The following is a 16,366-nucleotide window of genomic DNA, read 5'->3' as shown; positions in this document are numbered from 1 at the left end:
CGGCTTTACCTGGTGATGACGGCCGGATCACTCACTCCTGTACGCCCGTTCTCGACATGTCCGGCGAATCGCCTCAGGAACGCCGGGTCGGCGTCGGAGGTGACCGTGAGGTCGTACCAGCGACGGCTCCTGGCGAGACGGAAGGTGTGCCGGGCGGTGGCGCCGGCCCGCACGGTGAAGGTCCTCGCGGGGGCGCCGTAGCCGCTCACGACCTTCAGACGGGCCGTGCCGGAGCCCTTGTTGGAGAAGGTCAGCTCGACGTCGTCGCCGGTGTGACGGGCGGTGACCTCGGGACCGGCGTTCTTGTTCGGCCCCTTGAAGACGCGCAGGAAACCGGCCGGGCCGTGCACGGTCAGGTCGTACGACCCCTTGGAGTACGCGGAGTTCCAGGTGTCCGAGACGGTCTTTCCGGCCTCCGTGGTGTAACTCCAGGGTCCGTCGGTGCGGTTGCCGGAGGTCACCAGGAACGCGGCACCGGCCTTGGCGCCGGAGGCGAAGGTGAGCGTGAACCTGCCGGTCCTCGCGTCGACCGAACCGTCCACGTGCGGGGCGTACTTGAGGGGGCGGGCGGGGCGCAGGCCGCGCTCCTGCTTCGGAACGGCGCCGACAGCGGGCGGAACGGGCACGTAGTCGGGGTGGCGCTCGCGGTCCGGCGGCTCGTAGCCGTCGGTGTCCGGGAGGGCGACCGGCCTGGTGTCCTTGCGGGAGAAGTCGAAGGCGGCGGTCAGGTCGCCGCAGACCGTGCGCCGCCAGGGCGAGATGTTGGGCTCGTGGACGCCGAAGCGGGTCTCCAGGAAGCGGATGATCGAGGTGTGGTCGAGCGTCTCGGAGCAGACGTAACCGCCTTTGCTCCAGGGGGAGACGACGAGCATGGGCACGCGCTGGCCGAGGCCGTAGGGGCCGGCCGGGTGGCCGGTGTCGCCCTTGTACAGGTCGAGGGCGGGGTCGACCGTGGACTTGCCCTGCGCCGCGGAACCCGCGGGGAAGGCGGGGACCACGTGGTCGAAGAAGCCGTCGTTCTCGTCGTAGGTGATGAACAGGGCCGTCTTCGCCCACACCTTCGGGTCGGAGGTGAGCGCGTCCAGGACCTGGGCGATGTACCAGGCGCCGTAGTTCGCGGGCCAGTTGGGGTGCTCGGTGAAGGCCTCGGGGGCGACGATCCAGGAGACCTGGGGCAGCTTTCCGCCCTTCACGTCGGCCTTCAGCCGGTCGAAGTAGCCCTCGCCCTTGGTGTAGTCGGTGCCGGTGCGGGCCTTGTCGTACAGCGGGTCGCCGGGCTTGGCGTTCCGGTACTGGTTGAAGTAGAGGAGCGAGTTGTCGCCGTAGTTGCCCCGGTAGGCGTCCGGGATCCAGCCCCAGGAGCCGTTCGCGTCGAGGCCGTCGCCGACGTCCTGGTAGATCTTCCAGGAGACGCCGGCCTTCTCCAGGCGCTCGGGGTAGGTGGTCCAGCCGTAGCCGACCTCGTCGTTGCCGAGGACCGGGCCGCCGCCCTGGCCGTCGTTGCCCGTGTAACCCGTCCACATGTAGTAGCGGTTCGGGTCGGTGGAGCCGATGAACGAGCAGTGGTAGGCGTCGCAGACGGTGAAGGAGTCGGCGAGGGCGTAGTGGAAGGGGATGTCCTCGCGGGTCAGGTACGCCATGGTCGTGGACCCCTTGTTCGGGACCCATTTGTCGTACTTACCCCCGTTGAAGGCGGCGTGTCCGTCGTTCCAGCCGTGCGGGAGGTCCTGGATGAACTGCAGGCCCAGATCGTCGGCTTGGGGGCGGAACGGCAGGATCTCCTTGCCGTTGGCGTCCGTCTGGTGCCAGACCGACTTGCCGTTCTCCAGCGTCACCGGGCGCGGGTCGCCGAAGCCGCGAACTCCCCTGAGCGAGCCGAAGTAATGGTCGAAGGACCGGTTCTCCTGCATCAGGACGACGACGTGCTCGACGTCCTCGATCGTGCCCGTGCGGTGGTGGGCCGGAAGGGCGGCGGCGCGCTGGATGCTGTTCGACAGGGCGGTGAAGGCGGTGGTGGCGCCCGCGAGTTGCAGGAATCTGCGCCGGTTGACGTCGGACATGAGTGAGGGACCTCTCAATCCTGCGCATCGATGGCCCGAAGGTGACGGAAGGTGCGCGCAGCGAGTGTTCCAAGTGCACCAAACGTCAGGGAAGGGTCCGGTGTCGCTGATGTGAAAGTCGCGGGTACGGGAGGTGTGCCGGACCTCGATCGGGGGATGGTCGCGATCATGACAGAGACGCCACTTCCGGACGCGCCGCCCACGAAACGGCCCGTACGCCAGCTGCTCGCCGCCTCCGTGGGCAATGCGGTCGAGTGGTACGACTGGTACGCCTACACGTTCCTGGCGACCTATATCGCCGCCGCGGTCTTCCCCAAGGGCGCGGACAACTCGCTGGTGCCGCTCCTTTCGACGTTCGCGGTGTTCGCAGTGGGGTTCTTCATGCGGCCGGTCGGCGGCCTGCTGATGGGGGCGATCGCGGACCGGCACGGGCGGCGGGCCGCGCTGACGGTCACGATCCTGCTGATGGGCGGCAGCAGTCTGCTGGTCGGGCTGACACCCACGTACGCGGCGGTCGGCGTCCTCGCTCCGGTCGTGCTGGTGCTCGCGCGACTGCTCCAAGGGCTGTCCGTGGGCGGTGAGTTCGCGGCTTCGACGACCTTCCTCGTCGAGTCGGCGGCGCCCGGCCGGCGCGGGCTGTTCTCCAGCTTCCAGTACGTGTCGACCACGGCGGGGCAGCTCCTCGCGTCCGGGATCGCCACGCTGCTGGTGGACACGGTGAGCGAGGGCCGGATGGACGCCTGGGGGTGGCGGGTGCCGTTCGTGCTCGGGGCCGTGCTGTCCCTGGTCGGGTTCTGGATCCGGCAGGGTGCCCAGGAGACACGCAGCGAGGAGCAGCGGCGGGCGCCACGTCCCGGGCTGCTGGACGGGCTGCGGCGCCATCCGCGCGAGTCCCTGCTGATCTGCGGGATCACGATGGGCGGCACCATCGCGTACTACACGTGGACCTCGTACCTGCCGACGTACGCCGAACTCAACGCCGGTGTCGACACGTCGGACGCCTTGCTCGCGGGAACGATCTCGCTCGCCTTCTTCGGAGTGCTCCAGCCGTTGGGCGGGCTGCTGTCGGACCGCTTCGGGCGGCGGCCGCTGCTGCTCTTCTTCGGGGTGGGTTTCGCGCTGCTGAGCGTGCCGCTGCTGCACGCGCTGCGGGACTCGTTCGTGGTGCTGCTGCTCGTGCAGTGCGCGGGGATGGTGTTGCTGACCGGGTTCACATCGATCAGTGCGGCGGTGAACGCGGAGGTGTTCCCTGCGCGGGTGCGGGCGGCCGGGATCGGGTTCCCGTACTCCCTGACGGTGGCGTTGTTCGGCGGGACGGCACCGTATGTGGGCACGCTGTTCAAGGAGTTGGGGCACACGGGACTGTTCCCGTGGTATGTGGCCGTCCTGTGCCTCGGCTCGTCACTGGTCTATCTGCGCCTCCCGGAGACCGCCCACACTGAACTGCGCCGCTAGCACCCGCTTCGCCACCGCTGTGCCAGCCCTCAGCGCGGCCACGGGATCGGCGGCCTCGTCCAGTTCGATCAGGACCGTGTCCGCGCCGGGCGTCCCGGACATGGCGTCCGCCCAGCCCGCCCAGTCGACGATTCCCGTGCCCAACTCCGTCATGTACGGCTGCTGCTGGGAGTACACCGTGTCGTCGATCGTGAGGTGGACGTCGATCGGGCCGACCGCGTCCTTCCAGTGGGCCAGCGCGGTGCGCGGGGCGTGGCGGCGGGCCACCGCGACGGGGTCGCCGCCACCCAGGGCGATGTGGCAGGAGTCGGGGCACAGCCACACGTAGCGCGGGTCGGTCAGGGCCATGAACAGGTCGATGTCCCGCTCGTACCAGAGGGTGCTGTGGGACTCGGTGTGGAAGGCCAGCCGCACCCCGTACCGGGACACCGCCTCGCCCACCGCGTGTGCGATGTCGGCCATGCGGGTCATGTAGGCGGCGTCGACGAAGAAGGGCGGTCGGGTGCCGTACGTCGTCCTCATCGGCAGTCCGGTGACGAGGATTTCGGCGCCCACCTCGGCGAGGAAGGCGGCGCGGCGCTCGGCGTCGGCGACGATCGCGGGCAGGTCGCCCTGTCGCCAGTCGGGGGCGTCGCTGTCGGCGACGAAGGCGCTGACCACGGCCAGGCCCCGCGCGGACAGTTCACGGCGGAACGCCTCCGCGCTGCCGAAGGCGCGCAGGGCCGAGTCCGCGTCCCCGGGCGCGAACGTCAGCTCGATGCCGGTCACTTCGGTCTCGGCGAGGGTGTGCATGACCCGCTGCCAGAAGCGGTCCGGGTGATCCGCGGCCCAGGAGCGGACCGCGGCGGCGGAGTCGAGGTCCCAGAATCCGGGGTGGTAGAAGGTGATGACGTCGGTCGCGTAGCGAGGGCTCATTCCGTTCCCCCGCGCGCGTTGTAGACGACGACCTCGTCCGACTCGTCAATGGCCTTGCGGTAGTTGCGGAACACCGCGAGCGCCTCGTCCCGCAGGACGTCGCCCACGACCTCGATGCCCCGGGTCTCGAACTGCTCGGCCCAGTCCGCGCCGAGCGGGCCCTCGTCGAACGTGGTGATCTCCTCCAGCTCCGGGCCCTGACCGGCGACCACCAGGCCGCGTACCCCGGACCACATCGTGGCGCCGTAACACTGCACGCAGGGGCGCCAGTTGACGACCAGTTCGTGCGAGGGCAGGCCCTCGCCGCCGAGGTCCCAGCTGCCGGTCGCCATCTGCGCGAGGCCGAGCGCGACGACCTCGGCGTGCGCGCTGGAGACTCCGCTGGACAGGACGACGTTCACGCCGACGGAGACGATCCGGCCGGAGTCGCGCTCGGCGACCAGTGCCGCGAACGGGCCGCCGTTGCCCTCGCGCCAGTTGCGGTCGGCGAGGCGGTGCACGAGACGCATCCGGTCCTCGCGCAAGGGGACGGTGGCGGGGACGTCGGTGAGCTCGTCGTCGATCCAGGCGGGCAGGGCCACGCGGTATTCCTTGGCGATGTCGATCACTGTGCTGTTCCTCTCGGATGGTTCAGGTGCGTGCGGTGACGGCACGGGCGGCCCGTACCGCGGTGACGGCGCCGGTCAGGGTGACGTTGGCGGCCATCGCCGTGGGGACGACTCCGTTGCCCGCCAGAAACAGGTTGTCGAAGCCCCACACCCGGCCGTCCGGGTCGCACACGCTGGTGCCGTCGTCGGTGACGCCTGCCCGGACCGTGCCGGTGAGATGCAGCGACGAGCCCGGCGGAAGCACCGTGGACTCGGTCGCCGGATCGAAGGGGCCGAACTCCTCGGCCACGGAACGCACTTCGTCCAGCGCCCGCCGGATCAGCGCGCGGTCGGTCTCGGAGTAGTCGAACTCGACGCGGATGCGGGGCAGCCCGGCGAGGTCGGTCTCGCTCGCCGAGAACACCAGCCGGTTCTGGGGGCGCGACTCGACGGGGACATACAGCGACAGGCCGACGGAGTGCGCGAGGGGCCGGCCGGTCTCGTCGACGTAGGTACGGTTCATGATCTGGCCGTGGAAGGGCTGGGCGGGTCCGTTGCGCGGCAGCCACAGCGAGTCCGTGCTGAACTCGCCGGGGCGCGGCAGGGGCAGCGCGTCGGGGTCGAGGCCGAACCGGTCGAGGTCGAGCAGGACGCGGGCGGTGACGAAGGCGTGCTCGTTGAGGTGACGGCCGAGGGCCTCGGGGCGGATGCCGGAGGCGTACAGGAGTTGCGGGGTGCGCAGGGCGTCGGCGCACACCACCACGGTGTCGGCGCGGAGTTCGGTCTCGGTGCCGTCTGCGACGCGGCGCAGCCGGGCCCCGGTGACCCGGCCGGCGTCCCGGAGGAGGGCGGTCACGAGTGTGCCGGTGAGCAGGGTGAAGGCCGGATCGCCGCCCTGCGCGAGTGCGGGGAGGATCGTCCCGGGTGCCGTGCGGGGCATGGGGCCCGAGGGTGTGGGGGTGACGGCCATGGGCATGGGCTGCGGGGCCCGGTCGGCGGGCCCGACACCGCCGTAGCGTCGGCGCAGGACGTCGAGGACGAGTTCGCCGACCTTGGTCGGGCCGATCGCCGCGGGGGTGACGGCGAGCAGGCGGCATGCGGTGGCGAGGTCGGCCGCCCAGGCGTCGGGGGCACCGAAGTCGAAGACCTCGTCCCCGGCGGGCCATGGGGTCGCGGCGGTCCAGTGGACGCCCATGCCGCCCGTGTTCCAGGCGAGCGCGGCCTGCGGCATCGCCTCGGCGTCCTGACCGAAGGCGAGCGCGTGGAACATGCCGGGGGTGAGATCGGGGAGGCTGCCCGCGACCTCTCGGACCACCTCCGCTCCCGTGTACATGCCCTGGATGCCGGTGGCGACCCTTTCGTTGTAGCGGGACCACAGGTCGGGGTCGTCGAGGTCGTGCAGATGCCGTCCCGGCGTGCCGCCGATCGGGGTGCCGCCGTCGGCCATGGTGATGTGCAGGGCGGGATCGCTCTCGCGCAGGAGACGGGCCACGAGGGCTCCCATGATGCCGCTGCCCACGACGAGGACGTCGGTACGGGGGGTGTGGGTCAACTGGAGCTCCGGGTAAGTGGGTTGTGGGGGTCAGTCGACCGGGGCGAGCGGTCCGAAGAGTTCGGTGTCCATGCGGTCCAGGGCGAGTTTCACCGCGCCGATGAGCGGGGCGTCGTGGCCGAGCGCGGTGGCGCGCAGTTCGACCGCGGGGGCGCGGGCGGCCCGCAGCGCTGCCCGCACCCGGGGCAACAGGACGTCGGCCGCGTCCTCCAGGCCGCCGCCGAGGACGATCAGCGAAGGGGCGACCGTCCAGGACAGGGTGGTGAGGATCGACGCGATGTTCTCCACGAACTCGTCGACCTCGGCGAGTGCGGCGGCGTCGCCCTTGCGGGCCGCCTCGAACCGGGCCAGGGCGAGGGCGCGTCCTGCGGGCAGCGGTGAGGTGAGGGCGGCGACGGGCCGGTTCTCGACCGACCCGGCGGGCATCGAGGGGGCCTCGACGATCTCGCCCGCGGCACCGTCGAGTCCGCGGTGCACGGCCCCCCGGATGAGAATGCCGAGGCCGGTCCGGTTGCCGAGCATCGCCCAGACGACGTTGTCGTGATCGGCGGCCACTCCCCGCCAACGCTCCGCCAGCGCACCGAGGTTGGTGTCGTTGTCGGCGAACCAGGGCACCGGGACGCGACGGCCGAGTTCCTCGGGCAGGTGCACGCCCTCCCAGCGCGTGGTGTGCACCAGGCGCCGTACGACTCCGTCGTCGTCGATGGCACCGCCGCCCGCGATGGCCCCGGCGCGCAGCCGGTCCACCGAGCCGCCGGCGTCGTCGAGGGCGCGGAGGACCAGTTCAGCGGCGTCGTCGAGGGTGGTGTGCGGGTCCTTGTAGGCGCGCAGCGGCCGGTGTGCCCGGCCGAGGATGTGGCCGCGGACATCGGCGACGACGGCGGAGGCGTCGACGGTCGTGACCCGTACCGCCGCCAACAGGGCGTGTTCGGCACGCAGTTCGTAGCGACGGGCCGGGCGTCCGGCGCAGCCGCTGTGCGGTGTCCGGTCGAGTTCGGCGACCCAGCCCGCCTCGACGAGCGAGTCCAGGATCAGCTCGATCGTGCGGCGGGACAGGCCGGTCTGCGCGGCGAGTTCGGTGAGCTTGCGCGGCCCGGCCGATACCGCCAACGCCCGTAGGATCACCGAGGTGTTGACCCGCCGTACGGCGCTCTGGTTCATTCCCGCCGTCAGCACGTGTCGCCTCCGGTCACCGGGTCGTACAGGCCCCGGGTGTCGGCCACGAGCGGTCGGCCGTACTCACGGGCCGGGTCGCCGAGCCGTCCGGTCGCCCTCCCCCAGGCCGGGGTCTCGCCGCGGACGAAGGTGGCGAGGTCGGCGTGCATCCGGGCGGCCAGTTCAGCGGGCGGGTTCGGGCCGAGCGCCTCGGGGACGCCGGGCGCGTCGAGCACATCGAAGAAGAAGGGGAGGTCGACGCAGTGGACGGCGCCGCCGAGGGTCGGGGAGGGCCATTCGAAGGAGTACAGCCAGGTACCGGCGGGTGCCTCGCGGCGGGCGGCCGCCGTGCGGGGGCACGCGGAGCGGAACAGGGTGTCCGTGATCCGGGTGCCGGCCGCGCGTGACCCGCGCCCCCCGTCGCCGTCGAACTCGTCGCCCGTGGCGCCGAGCAGCAGCGGGACGTCCTGTCCGTGCCCGGCCAGCCCCTCGGCGAGCGGCAGCGGCAGGAGGTCGTCGCCGACGACCGGGCCGAGCAGGAGTTGGTCGTCGTCCCTGCGCAGGTCGAGCACGCCCCGCTGGAGCGACTCAGTTGTGCACAGGGCGAATCCGGCCCGGGTGGGCGGCACGCCCAGGTGCTCGCCGAGCCGTGCGAGGAGGTCGCGGGTCCGGGTCGCCTCCACCTCGAACAGGCCGCCGGACAGACTGGCCGCCCGCTGGAACCGGCCGCGTCCGGCGGGTGACGACAGCAGTGCGAGCACCATCGCTCCCCCGGCCGACTGGCCCGCGACGGTGATCCGGTCCGGGTCGCCCCCGAACGCGGCGATGTTCTCCCGCACCCAGTCGAGCGCGAGGAGCACGTCCCGCAGCCCGAGGTTGGTGGGGACACCGTCCAGTACGGCGAATCCGTCGACGCCGAGCCGGTAGCCGACGGTGACGGTGACGACTCCGTCGCGGGCGAAGGCGCGGCCGTCGTACCAGGGGCCGGCCGGGCTGCCCGCGAGGAAGCCGCCGCCGTGGATCCACACGAGCACCGGGCAGCCGTCCGCGTCAGGGGTCGTGACGGAGACGTTCAGTATGTCGTCGCCCGGCACCGTCGGTTCCGGGATGGTGGTGGTGGCGAACAGCGGCACGCGCTGCGCGGTGGCGCCGGGGCGGGAGGCGTCGTACGGCTCCGTGAAGGGCCCGCGTGGGAACGGCGCGGCGAACCTCCGTGGGCCGGTGGGTGCTTCGGCGTACGGGATGCCCGAGAAGCGCCGCACGCCCCGGTGTCGGCGGCCGACGACCGTGCCCGCCGGGGTCCGGACGGTGACCGGCGTGCTCATCGCAGCCCCGTTCCCGCGATGCCCTGCACGAAGTACCGCTGCAGGAAGAGGAAGAGCACGAGGACCGGCAGCATCACGACGATCGCTCCGGCGAGCAGCAGGCCGTAGTCGGTGACGTGGGCGGCGGCCTGGCTGGTGGCGGCGAGGCCGACCGGGAGGGTGTAGGTGGACATGCTCTGGGCGACCACCAGCGGCCAGATGAAGTTGTTCCAGGAGTTGAGGAACGACATGATCGTGATGGTGGCGACGGCGGGACCGGCCAGCGGCAGGAAGATCCTGAAGAAGATCCGGAACTCGCCCGCGCCGTCGATGCGGGCCGCTTCGAGGAGTTCGTCGGGGACCGACAGGGCGTACTGGCGCACGATGAACACCGACAGCGGAAGTGCCGCGCCGGGCAGGGCGATTCCGGTGAGGGTGTCCGCGAGGCCCAGGTCCACGGTGATCACGAACTGGGTGACGAACACCGCGGTGAACGGCACCATCATCGCCGCCATGACCGCGCCGAACGCAAGCCGCCGACCCGCGAAGTCGAGTTTGGCGAGGGCGTATCCGGCGGCCGACGCGGCCACGATGTTCCCGGCCACCACGATCAGCGCGACGACCACGCTGTTGACCAGGAACCGGCCGAAGCCCTGGGTCTCGAACAGCCGGGTGAAGTTGCCGAAGGTGAGGTGGTGCGGGAACAGGGCCCCGGGGTCGGAGCGGATCTCGTCCAGGCTGCGCAGCGAGCCGCTCACGCCCCAGGCGAAGGGCAGCGTGGTGAGCAGGGCGCACAGCACGAGGGCGGCGTACAGCGCGGGGCGGGCGGCACGGTTCATGTGCGGGACCTCAGCAGCCGGAACTGGACGACGCTCACCACGGTCACCAGCGCGAGCGTCACGAAGGACGCCGCCGAGGACATCCCGAACTCGCCCGCCCCGAACTGGCGGTAGGTGTACAGCGCGACCGACTCGGTGGAGCCGAGCGGGCCGCCGCCGGTGAGGAGGTAGGGCTCGTCGAAGACCTGGAGGTAGAAGACGGTCAGCAGGACGGAGACCATGAGCGTGGTGGGCAGCAGCAACGGCAGGGTGATGTGCCGGAGTTGGCGCCACCGGCCGGCCCCGTCCAGGGCGGCGGCCTCGTACACGTCCCGCGGGACGGCCTGGAGACCGGCGAGGAACAGCACCATCGCGATGCCGAAGTTGCGCCAGACGCCGAGGAGGATGACCACCGGCATGGCCAGGTGGGGGTCGTCCAGCCAGTTCGGTCCGGCGAATCCGACCGCGCCGAGCAGCTTGTTCACGGTGCCGTCGATGTGGAAGGCGTACTGCCAGATCAGCGCGACGGCGACGACGTTGGTGACGACGGGCGCGAAGAACACGGTGCGCAGGACACCGCGCAGCCGGCTGATGCCGGAGTTCAGCGCGAGGGCCAGGGCGAAGCCGATGCCCATCGTCAGGGGTACGCCCACGCCCACGAAGAGGGCGGTGTTGAGGATGTCCCGTACGAAGGTGTCGTCCTGGAACAGCCTCAGGTAGTTGTCGATTCCGGTGAAGTCGACGGCGAACGGGGTGCGCAGGTCGGCGCCGCGGATGTCGGTGAGGCTCAGGGCGAGCGCGGCGACCGTGGGGATCGCCGTATAGACCAGGAAGACGAGGCCGAAGGGGGCGAGGAAGAGCCAGGCGACGGCGGTGCGGCGGGCGCGGGACGTCCTGTGTGCCGCGGGCTTCGGTACGGCCGTCGCCTTCTGGGCGGCCGGTGCGAGCGTCGTGGTCATCACTGCGTGCCCGTGCCGACGCTCTCGGCGTAGGCCTGGATGTTCGCGGCCGCCTTCGCCGCGGTCTGCTTGCCCTTGGCGACTGCCTCCACCTCCTTGCCCAGCCGGGTCGCGACCTGCTGCCACGTGCTGACCTGCGGGAAGGCGCGGGTGTTCTTGAGCTGGGTGAAGAAGGCGGCCAGCAGCGGCTGGCCCTTGATCGCCGGGTCGTCCCAGGCGGAGATGACGGCCGGCAGAGAGCCGTACGCCTTGTACTGCGCGACCTGTGTGCTGGGCTCGGCCAGATGCCGGACGAGTTTCCAGGCGGCGTCCGTGTTGCCGCTGTCGGCGAGGACGCCCCAGGTGCCGCCCGCGGAGAAGGAGACGCCGCTCGACGCACCGGCGGGCAGCGGAGCGGTGGCGACATGGGAGGCCGTCCAGCCGCTCTTCTTGGCGGCGGTGTCGAGCTGGCCGATGACCCAGGGCCCGGTGATCATGCTCGCCGTCTTGCCGGAGACGAAGTACGGCTGCGCGTCGAGGAAGGTCGGCCCGCCGGTGTCGGCGGTCCCGGCGGTGAAGAAGGACGCGTTGTAGTCGAGGGCGTCGACCATCTGGGGCGTGTTCAGGTTCCACTTGCCGGCGGAGGTGACGAGGGAGCCTCCGGCCTGCCAGGCGTACATGGCGACGTCCTGGCCGTTGAAGATGTCCCACCCGATGTCGGCCCCGAGCGCGTCGGAAGCTCCGGCGCCCTGGAGGGCCTTGAGGAAGGGCTCCATGCCGGCCCAGGTGGTCGGCGCCTGAACGCCCGCCTTCTTGGCCAGATCCGATCGGTACACGAGCGCGTACGTGTACGCGTACCAGGGCACCGTGTAGGCCACGTCGTCCACCACTCCGGCGTCCCAGAGGCTCTTGAAGAAGCCGCCCGGATCCACCAGGCCGTCCGGCACCGGATGCAGGGTCGACGGGTTGAGGAACTGCGCCTGCGACTCGGGGAAGAACTGGGCGATGTCGGGTCCCTTGCCCGCCGCGATCGCCGCCTGGAGCTTGGTGTAGTACTCCGCGTTCGGGATCAGCGTGGTCTTCACGACCAGGTCGGGGTTGGCGGCCTTGAACGGCTTGACGACCGTGCCGAGCACGTCGGCGTCGCCCTGGGCGGCCCAGACGTTCACGGTGCCGGTGGCCGGGGACGCGTCGACCTTCTTTGCGGCGGAAGCGGCGGGCGCGTCGTTGTCGCGCCCGCAGCCGGCCAGGGGAAGCGCGGCGCCGAGCGCCAGTCCGGCGGTCAGCCGCAGGGCGGTGCGACGGGAGAGGTTGGGCACGGGGACTCCTGTGACACGAGATTCCTCACGAGTACTGAGGGCGGTGGCGTGATGTGTCCCGACGCTATGAACCGCGTGTTTCGGCCACGTGGCGGTCCTCGCCCCGAATAATTTCGGAACTTGTAGCGAAATCGGCGTGACGAGGGCCCGGTGCGCAGGAGACGCGCACCGGGCCCTCGCCTCGCGGGGTGTCCCCTTACCTGTGACCGCCGCTCGTGAACTTCTCGAAGGCGTGGCTGAAGGCCCAGGTGTCCTGGGTGATGCCGGAGCAGGAGTCGGAGCCGCCGGTGCCCGGGCAGCCGCCGTTGTCACGCTGGAGCGCCCAGAAGGAGAGCGTGTTGATCTGCTTGGCCTCGGCCCACTTCTCCACCGCGACCGCGTCCTCGACGGTGAAGGTCTCCTCGGGGCCGTAGTCGTCGATGCCGGGCATCTCGATGATGCCGATCATGCTCCACAGCTTCGCGGAGCTCTTGTGCGGGTGGAGCGCGGCGAGCTGGCCGTGCAGACCCTCGGCGGCCGTCCGGGTGTCGGCGGCCATGTCGTGCGTGGCGCCGTCGTAGTAGTCGAAGGTCATGAGGTTGACGACGTCCACACGCGCGCCGTTGTCGACGGCGTTCCGGAGCACGGCGAGGCCGTTGGCCTCGAGGCCTTTCGTGGAGGTCGGGAGGGTGTAGGAGAACCGCACGGTGCGGCCCGTGCGCTCGGCCCAGCGCTGGACCTGGGCGATCGCCTTGTTGCGGCGGTCGATCCCGGCGGCGTTGTTGATCGAGTCGCCCTCGACGTCGAGGTCGATGCGGCTGATGCCGTACGTCGTCACGAGGCTCTCGAACACCCCGGCGACGGCGTCGACACTGGCGCAGCTGTCGGCCAGTTCGGTGCCGGTGGTGTCCGCGGACCAGCCGCCGAAGGAGGGGATGACATCGCCGCCGCGTGCCTGGATGGCGGCGATGTCACGGCCGAAGGACGCCTTGGCGATCGGCTGGTCCGTCCGGCCGTTCCAGTAGGCGGTGCACGAACCCGCCGTGGCCGTCTGGAGGAAAGCCAGCGTGAGGTACTTGTTGCCGGAGGCGGCGGCGAGCGCGGCCGGGCTCTCGCCGGTCCACGACTCGACGTAGGGGGCGGCCACATGGGCCGGCAGGGGCTTGCCGAAGGCCGCGGGCGAGGACGCCGGCGAAGGCGAGAGCGGCGCCGCGAGCGCGCCCCCTCCCCCGAGTCCGACGAGCCCTGCGGACAGCGCGCTGACGCTCAGACAGGACAGCAACGCACGAAGGTGACCAGGTCGTCTCACTGACGCTCCCAGGGGGAATGGGCATGCGGGGACAGCGGAATGGCCGAACCGCGGGAAGAGGAACCGTGCCCATGATTGGACTAGACCACATAACTGTCAAGGTTCTTTACAGTTAGCTTGCCGAGTCCGTTCCGGGCGCGGTGCCCGGCCTTCCTCCTCCGTCCCTCGGGGCCCGAACCCCCGGAAGCGGTCGTCACTCCCCTTCGCAGACGCCCTCGACCGCGAACTTCTGGTACAGGTGCGGGTAGGCGACGGTGCCGTCGGGGTAGTTCGCGAGGTGCGAGGCGAACTCCGGTGTGCCGAGCGCTGCGCGGAGGTGCCCGGTGGATTTCCAGACCGCGACGTTGGTGAACAGCCGGCTGCCGCCGATGCCCCGGTACAGCTGCACCGAGAGCAGGTTCCCCGACCTCTTCATGTAGTCCGCGTCGTCCGCCCAGGCGGCCAGCACCTCGTCCTCCTTGCCTTCCGGGGCGACGAACGTGTTGATGATGGTGACCGGACCGGTCTCCTCCTTCTGCTGGTCGCGGAAGTGGGTGGACGCGTCGAGGTGGCCGAAGGTGAGCATGGTTCCTCCAAGAACTCTCGTGTGGTGATCAGGCGTTGTGCTTGTCGAGGAAGTCGGTGACGAGCTGCAGCCACTCGTCGGTCCGCTCCAGCATCGGCAGATGACCGGTGGCGATTTCCGCGAGCTGGGCACCGGGGATGGCCTCGACGAGGTGGCGGTGCAGGGCGGTGGAGACGAGGCGGTCGTCGGTGGTCGAGACGACCAGGGTGGGGACGGTGATGCCGGCGAGGTCGTCCCGGACGTCGACCTGGCCGACTAGGTCGGTCTGCTCGGAGCTGCCGTCGGCCGAACCGGCGGCGACGTAGCCGAGGGTCTGCTGGAGGTGCTCGGCCGGCATCGACTCCAGCGCCTGGGTACCGAGGGCCATCAGGAGCTGAAATTCGGCGAGCAGCTCACGGTCGCCGGAGGCGGCGATCTTGCTCCAGACCGAGGAGGCGAGCGCGAGCCGGTTGTCGCGGTGCGGGAAGGCGGCGGTCAGGACGAGTGCGCTGACGCGCTCGGGGTGGCGGGTGGCGGCGCGCACGGCGACCGGACCGCCGAGGGAGTAGCCGGACACGGCGAAGCGGTCGAGACCCTCCGCGTCGGCGGCGGCGACGAGTTGGCCGGCGAGGTCGTCGACGGACAGCGCGGTGGTGGAGCGGGGGGTGTCGCCGCTGCCGGGGTAGTCGACGCCAACGACGGTGTGGCGGGAGGCGAGGGCTTCCAGGACGGGGCCGTAGGTGCCGGCCAGGCTGCTGCCGGCGCCGTGGGCGAGGAGCAGGCCGGGGCCGGAGCCGAGGCGAGTGCGGGCGAAAGTGGGTGCGCTCAGGGTGCGAGGTGACATGGCCGTCTGCCTTTCGAATGCGCCGACACACTGGAATCATCCAGTGCGTGTGATTACTCCCTAAGGTCTATCACACAGTGCGTATGATTCGGGCCTGTGACGTCAATCACACGCACCGTATGATGTGCCGGTAGGGTGGCCGCATGAAGCAGCCCCTTCACCGCCGTCAGCCGACCCCGGGCAACCCGCGCGTGCAGCGCACCCGCAACCGTGTACTGGCCGTCGCGCGGGAACTGCTGCCTCAGGTCGGACCGGCCGGGCTGACCTACGCCCTGCTGGCCGAGCGGTCGGACGTCACCCGCCAGACGCTCTACCGGCACTGGCCCACCCGAGCCGCGCTGCTCTTCGACCTCGTCCTCGAAGGCCCCGATCTCGGCACCTATCCCGAACCGGGCAGCGACGTGCGCGAGGTGGCCACCGCCTGGCTGAAGAGCCTGCGCGCCGGCGTCAGCGTGCCGTCCGTGCGCACCGCCGCCCTGGCGGTCACCGCCCAGGCCGACCACGACCCCGACAGCGCCCGGGCGCTCGTCCGCATCGGCGAAGACCGCCACGCGGGTTTCAACAAGCTGCTGGAGCCTGCGGGCGTCCAGATCAGCGAGGACGAGTTCACTCTGCTGTACGGGCCCCTTCTCGCCCGGCTCTTCCTCGACCGCGGCCAGGTCACCGACGCCTTCATCGACGCCGTCGTGACCCAGTGGCTCACCACGCTGCGGCCCGCCGACGCACCGCAGGACTCCCGGTAGCGGTCACTGCCTTCATAGAAGCTTCATGCGCTGAGCGGTACGTGCTTGATGAGGCGGCTGTTGCCTGGCGGTCATGCACGCACTCGGTGCCGCCGCACACGGTCCGCTCCGCAGGCGACGGCCGGCCGACGGGGACACGTCGGCTCCCACGCCCGGGCGCGGGATCGCTGTCGGCGGCAATTGGCCCTGCCCAGGCGCGACTTACCCGCGGCAGCGGCCTCCGCAGTGACGCACGCACATACGACCCGACGCGCACAGCGTGAAGAGGAGACCTGGACATGAACCTGCGACGGAACATCTCGCGTCGAAGGATGATCGAAGGGGCATCGGCGGCGGCACTTGTCACGGCGGCCGCGGCGACGATGCCTGCCGCCATGGCCAGTCCGGAGGCGACGGCGTCCGGGCCGGGGCTGCCGAAGGGCAACTGGCGTATCGACACCCACGCGCACTACAGCCCCGACGTGTACAACGACTACCTGAAGCGCTACGGCCTGCTCGGGGCCATCACCGGGGCGTACGGTCCGTGGTCGGTCGAGCGGCACCTGGCCTTCATGGACCAGTACCGGATCCAGGCCAGTGTCCTGTCGTTCGGCGACCTCCAGGTCACCGTCGGCCCGGTCGACGACCGGCGCGCCACCGCCCGCGCGGTCAACGACTACGCCCGCGACCTCGTGCAGGCCCGCGGCGACCGCTTCGGGATCTTCGCGGTCACCCCGATGCCCGACATCGAGGGCTCGGTGGCCGAGGTGGACCGCGCGCTCGGCGAACTGGATCTCGACGGCATCTGCCTGCTCACCAACTACCAGGGCACCTACCTGGGCGATCCCTCCTTCGCGCCGCTGTA

15 protein-coding genes are annotated in these 16,366 nt (G+C 70.9%); 3 read left to right on the top strand and 12 right to left on the bottom strand.

The features are described from left to right. Positions 1-5 precede the first annotated feature (5 nt). Complete coding sequence (locus tag ACIRP7_RS23515) at positions 6-2,060, bottom strand: phosphocholine-specific phospholipase C (protein ID WP_403662793.1); 2,055 nt, start codon at positions 2,058-2,060, stop codon at positions 6-8. A gap of 156 nt (positions 2,061-2,216) precedes the next feature. Between ACIRP7_RS23515 and ACIRP7_RS23510 the strand changes: the two genes are divergently transcribed. Beyond that, positions 2,217-3,515 carry an MFS transporter gene (locus tag ACIRP7_RS23510; RefSeq protein WP_403663574.1) on the top strand — a complete coding sequence of 433 codons (1,299 nt, stop codon included), beginning with the start codon at positions 2,217-2,219 and terminating at the stop codon, positions 3,513-3,515. Here the strand turns inward: ACIRP7_RS23510 and ACIRP7_RS23505 are convergent. The 11 genes from ACIRP7_RS23505 to ACIRP7_RS23455 all read right to left on the bottom strand — a co-directional run bounded on the left by ACIRP7_RS23505 (position 3,462) and on the right by ACIRP7_RS23455 (position 14,779). Beyond that, on the bottom strand, positions 3,462-4,430 hold the full coding sequence (locus ACIRP7_RS23505) for a sugar phosphate isomerase/epimerase family protein (RefSeq protein ID WP_403662790.1): 969 nt from the start codon (positions 4,428-4,430) through the stop codon (positions 3,462-3,464). The two genes, ACIRP7_RS23510 and ACIRP7_RS23505, sit on opposite strands and share 54 nt — an antisense overlap. Continuing rightward, complete coding sequence (locus tag ACIRP7_RS23500; RefSeq protein WP_403662787.1) at positions 4,427-5,038, bottom strand: nucleoside deaminase; 612 nt, start codon at positions 5,036-5,038, stop codon at positions 4,427-4,429. The genes ACIRP7_RS23505 and ACIRP7_RS23500 overlap by 4 nt, the downstream gene beginning before the upstream one ends. A 22-nt stretch (positions 5,039-5,060) precedes the next feature. Further along, positions 5,061-6,569, bottom strand: a complete 1,509-nt coding sequence (locus tag ACIRP7_RS23495; RefSeq protein WP_403662784.1) for a GMC oxidoreductase — start codon at positions 6,567-6,569, stop codon at positions 5,061-5,063. 30 nt (positions 6,570-6,599) lie between these two features. Continuing rightward, entirely contained in the window at positions 6,600-7,745 is a 1,146-nt protein-coding gene (locus tag ACIRP7_RS23490) for an ROK family protein (protein ID WP_403662781.1), read from the bottom strand. Then, positions 7,739-9,049: a carboxylesterase family protein gene (locus ACIRP7_RS23485; protein ID WP_403662778.1), complete on the bottom strand. Its 1,311-nt coding sequence runs from the start codon at positions 9,047-9,049 to the stop codon at positions 7,739-7,741. Before ACIRP7_RS23485 ends, ACIRP7_RS23490 begins: the two co-directional genes overlap by 7 nt. Then, positions 9,046-9,867, bottom strand: a complete 822-nt coding sequence (locus tag ACIRP7_RS23480; RefSeq protein ID WP_403662775.1) for a carbohydrate ABC transporter permease — start codon at positions 9,865-9,867, stop codon at positions 9,046-9,048. The genes ACIRP7_RS23485 and ACIRP7_RS23480 overlap by 4 nt, the downstream gene beginning before the upstream one ends. Then, a complete protein-coding gene (locus tag ACIRP7_RS23475; protein ID WP_403662772.1) occupies positions 9,864-10,805 on the bottom strand; it encodes a carbohydrate ABC transporter permease in 942 nt (313 codons plus the stop codon). Before ACIRP7_RS23475 ends, ACIRP7_RS23480 begins: the two co-directional genes overlap by 4 nt. Then, positions 10,805-12,103 (bottom strand): extracellular solute-binding protein, encoded by a 1,299-nt coding sequence (locus ACIRP7_RS23470; protein WP_403662769.1) that lies wholly within the window; start codon positions 12,101-12,103, stop codon positions 10,805-10,807. The genes ACIRP7_RS23475 and ACIRP7_RS23470 overlap by 1 nt, the downstream gene beginning before the upstream one ends. A 196-nt stretch (positions 12,104-12,299) precedes the next feature. Beyond that, positions 12,300-13,391, bottom strand: coding sequence for a chitinase (locus tag ACIRP7_RS23465; protein ID WP_403662766.1), 1,092 nt, complete (start codon positions 13,389-13,391; stop codon positions 12,300-12,302). Positions 13,392-13,584: 193 nt separating this feature from the next. Beyond that, complete coding sequence (locus ACIRP7_RS23460; RefSeq protein ID WP_403662763.1) at positions 13,585-13,956, bottom strand: antibiotic biosynthesis monooxygenase family protein; 372 nt, start codon at positions 13,954-13,956, stop codon at positions 13,585-13,587. Positions 13,957-13,984: 28 nt separating this feature from the next. Beyond that, a complete protein-coding gene (locus ACIRP7_RS23455) occupies positions 13,985-14,779 on the bottom strand; it encodes an alpha/beta fold hydrolase (RefSeq protein WP_403662760.1) in 795 nt (264 codons plus the stop codon). Between the two features lie 143 nt (positions 14,780-14,922). Here ACIRP7_RS23455 and ACIRP7_RS23450 point away from each other — a divergent pair, with 143 nt between their 5' ends. Then, complete coding sequence (locus ACIRP7_RS23450) at positions 14,923-15,522, top strand: TetR/AcrR family transcriptional regulator (protein ID WP_403662757.1); 600 nt, start codon at positions 14,923-14,925, stop codon at positions 15,520-15,522. 278 nt (positions 15,523-15,800) lie between these two features. After that, positions 15,801-16,366 (top strand): amidohydrolase family protein (locus tag ACIRP7_RS23445; protein WP_403662754.1); only part of this gene is annotated, 566 nt, incomplete at its 3' end.

The organism is Streptomyces sp. NPDC102270 (assembly GCF_044766405.1).
In the GTDB taxonomy this organism is placed as follows: domain Bacteria; phylum Actinomycetota; class Actinomycetes; order Streptomycetales; family Streptomycetaceae; genus Streptomyces.
The sequence above is the reverse complement of the archived record's forward strand: the minus strand, read 5'-3'. Positions and strand labels throughout refer to the sequence as shown.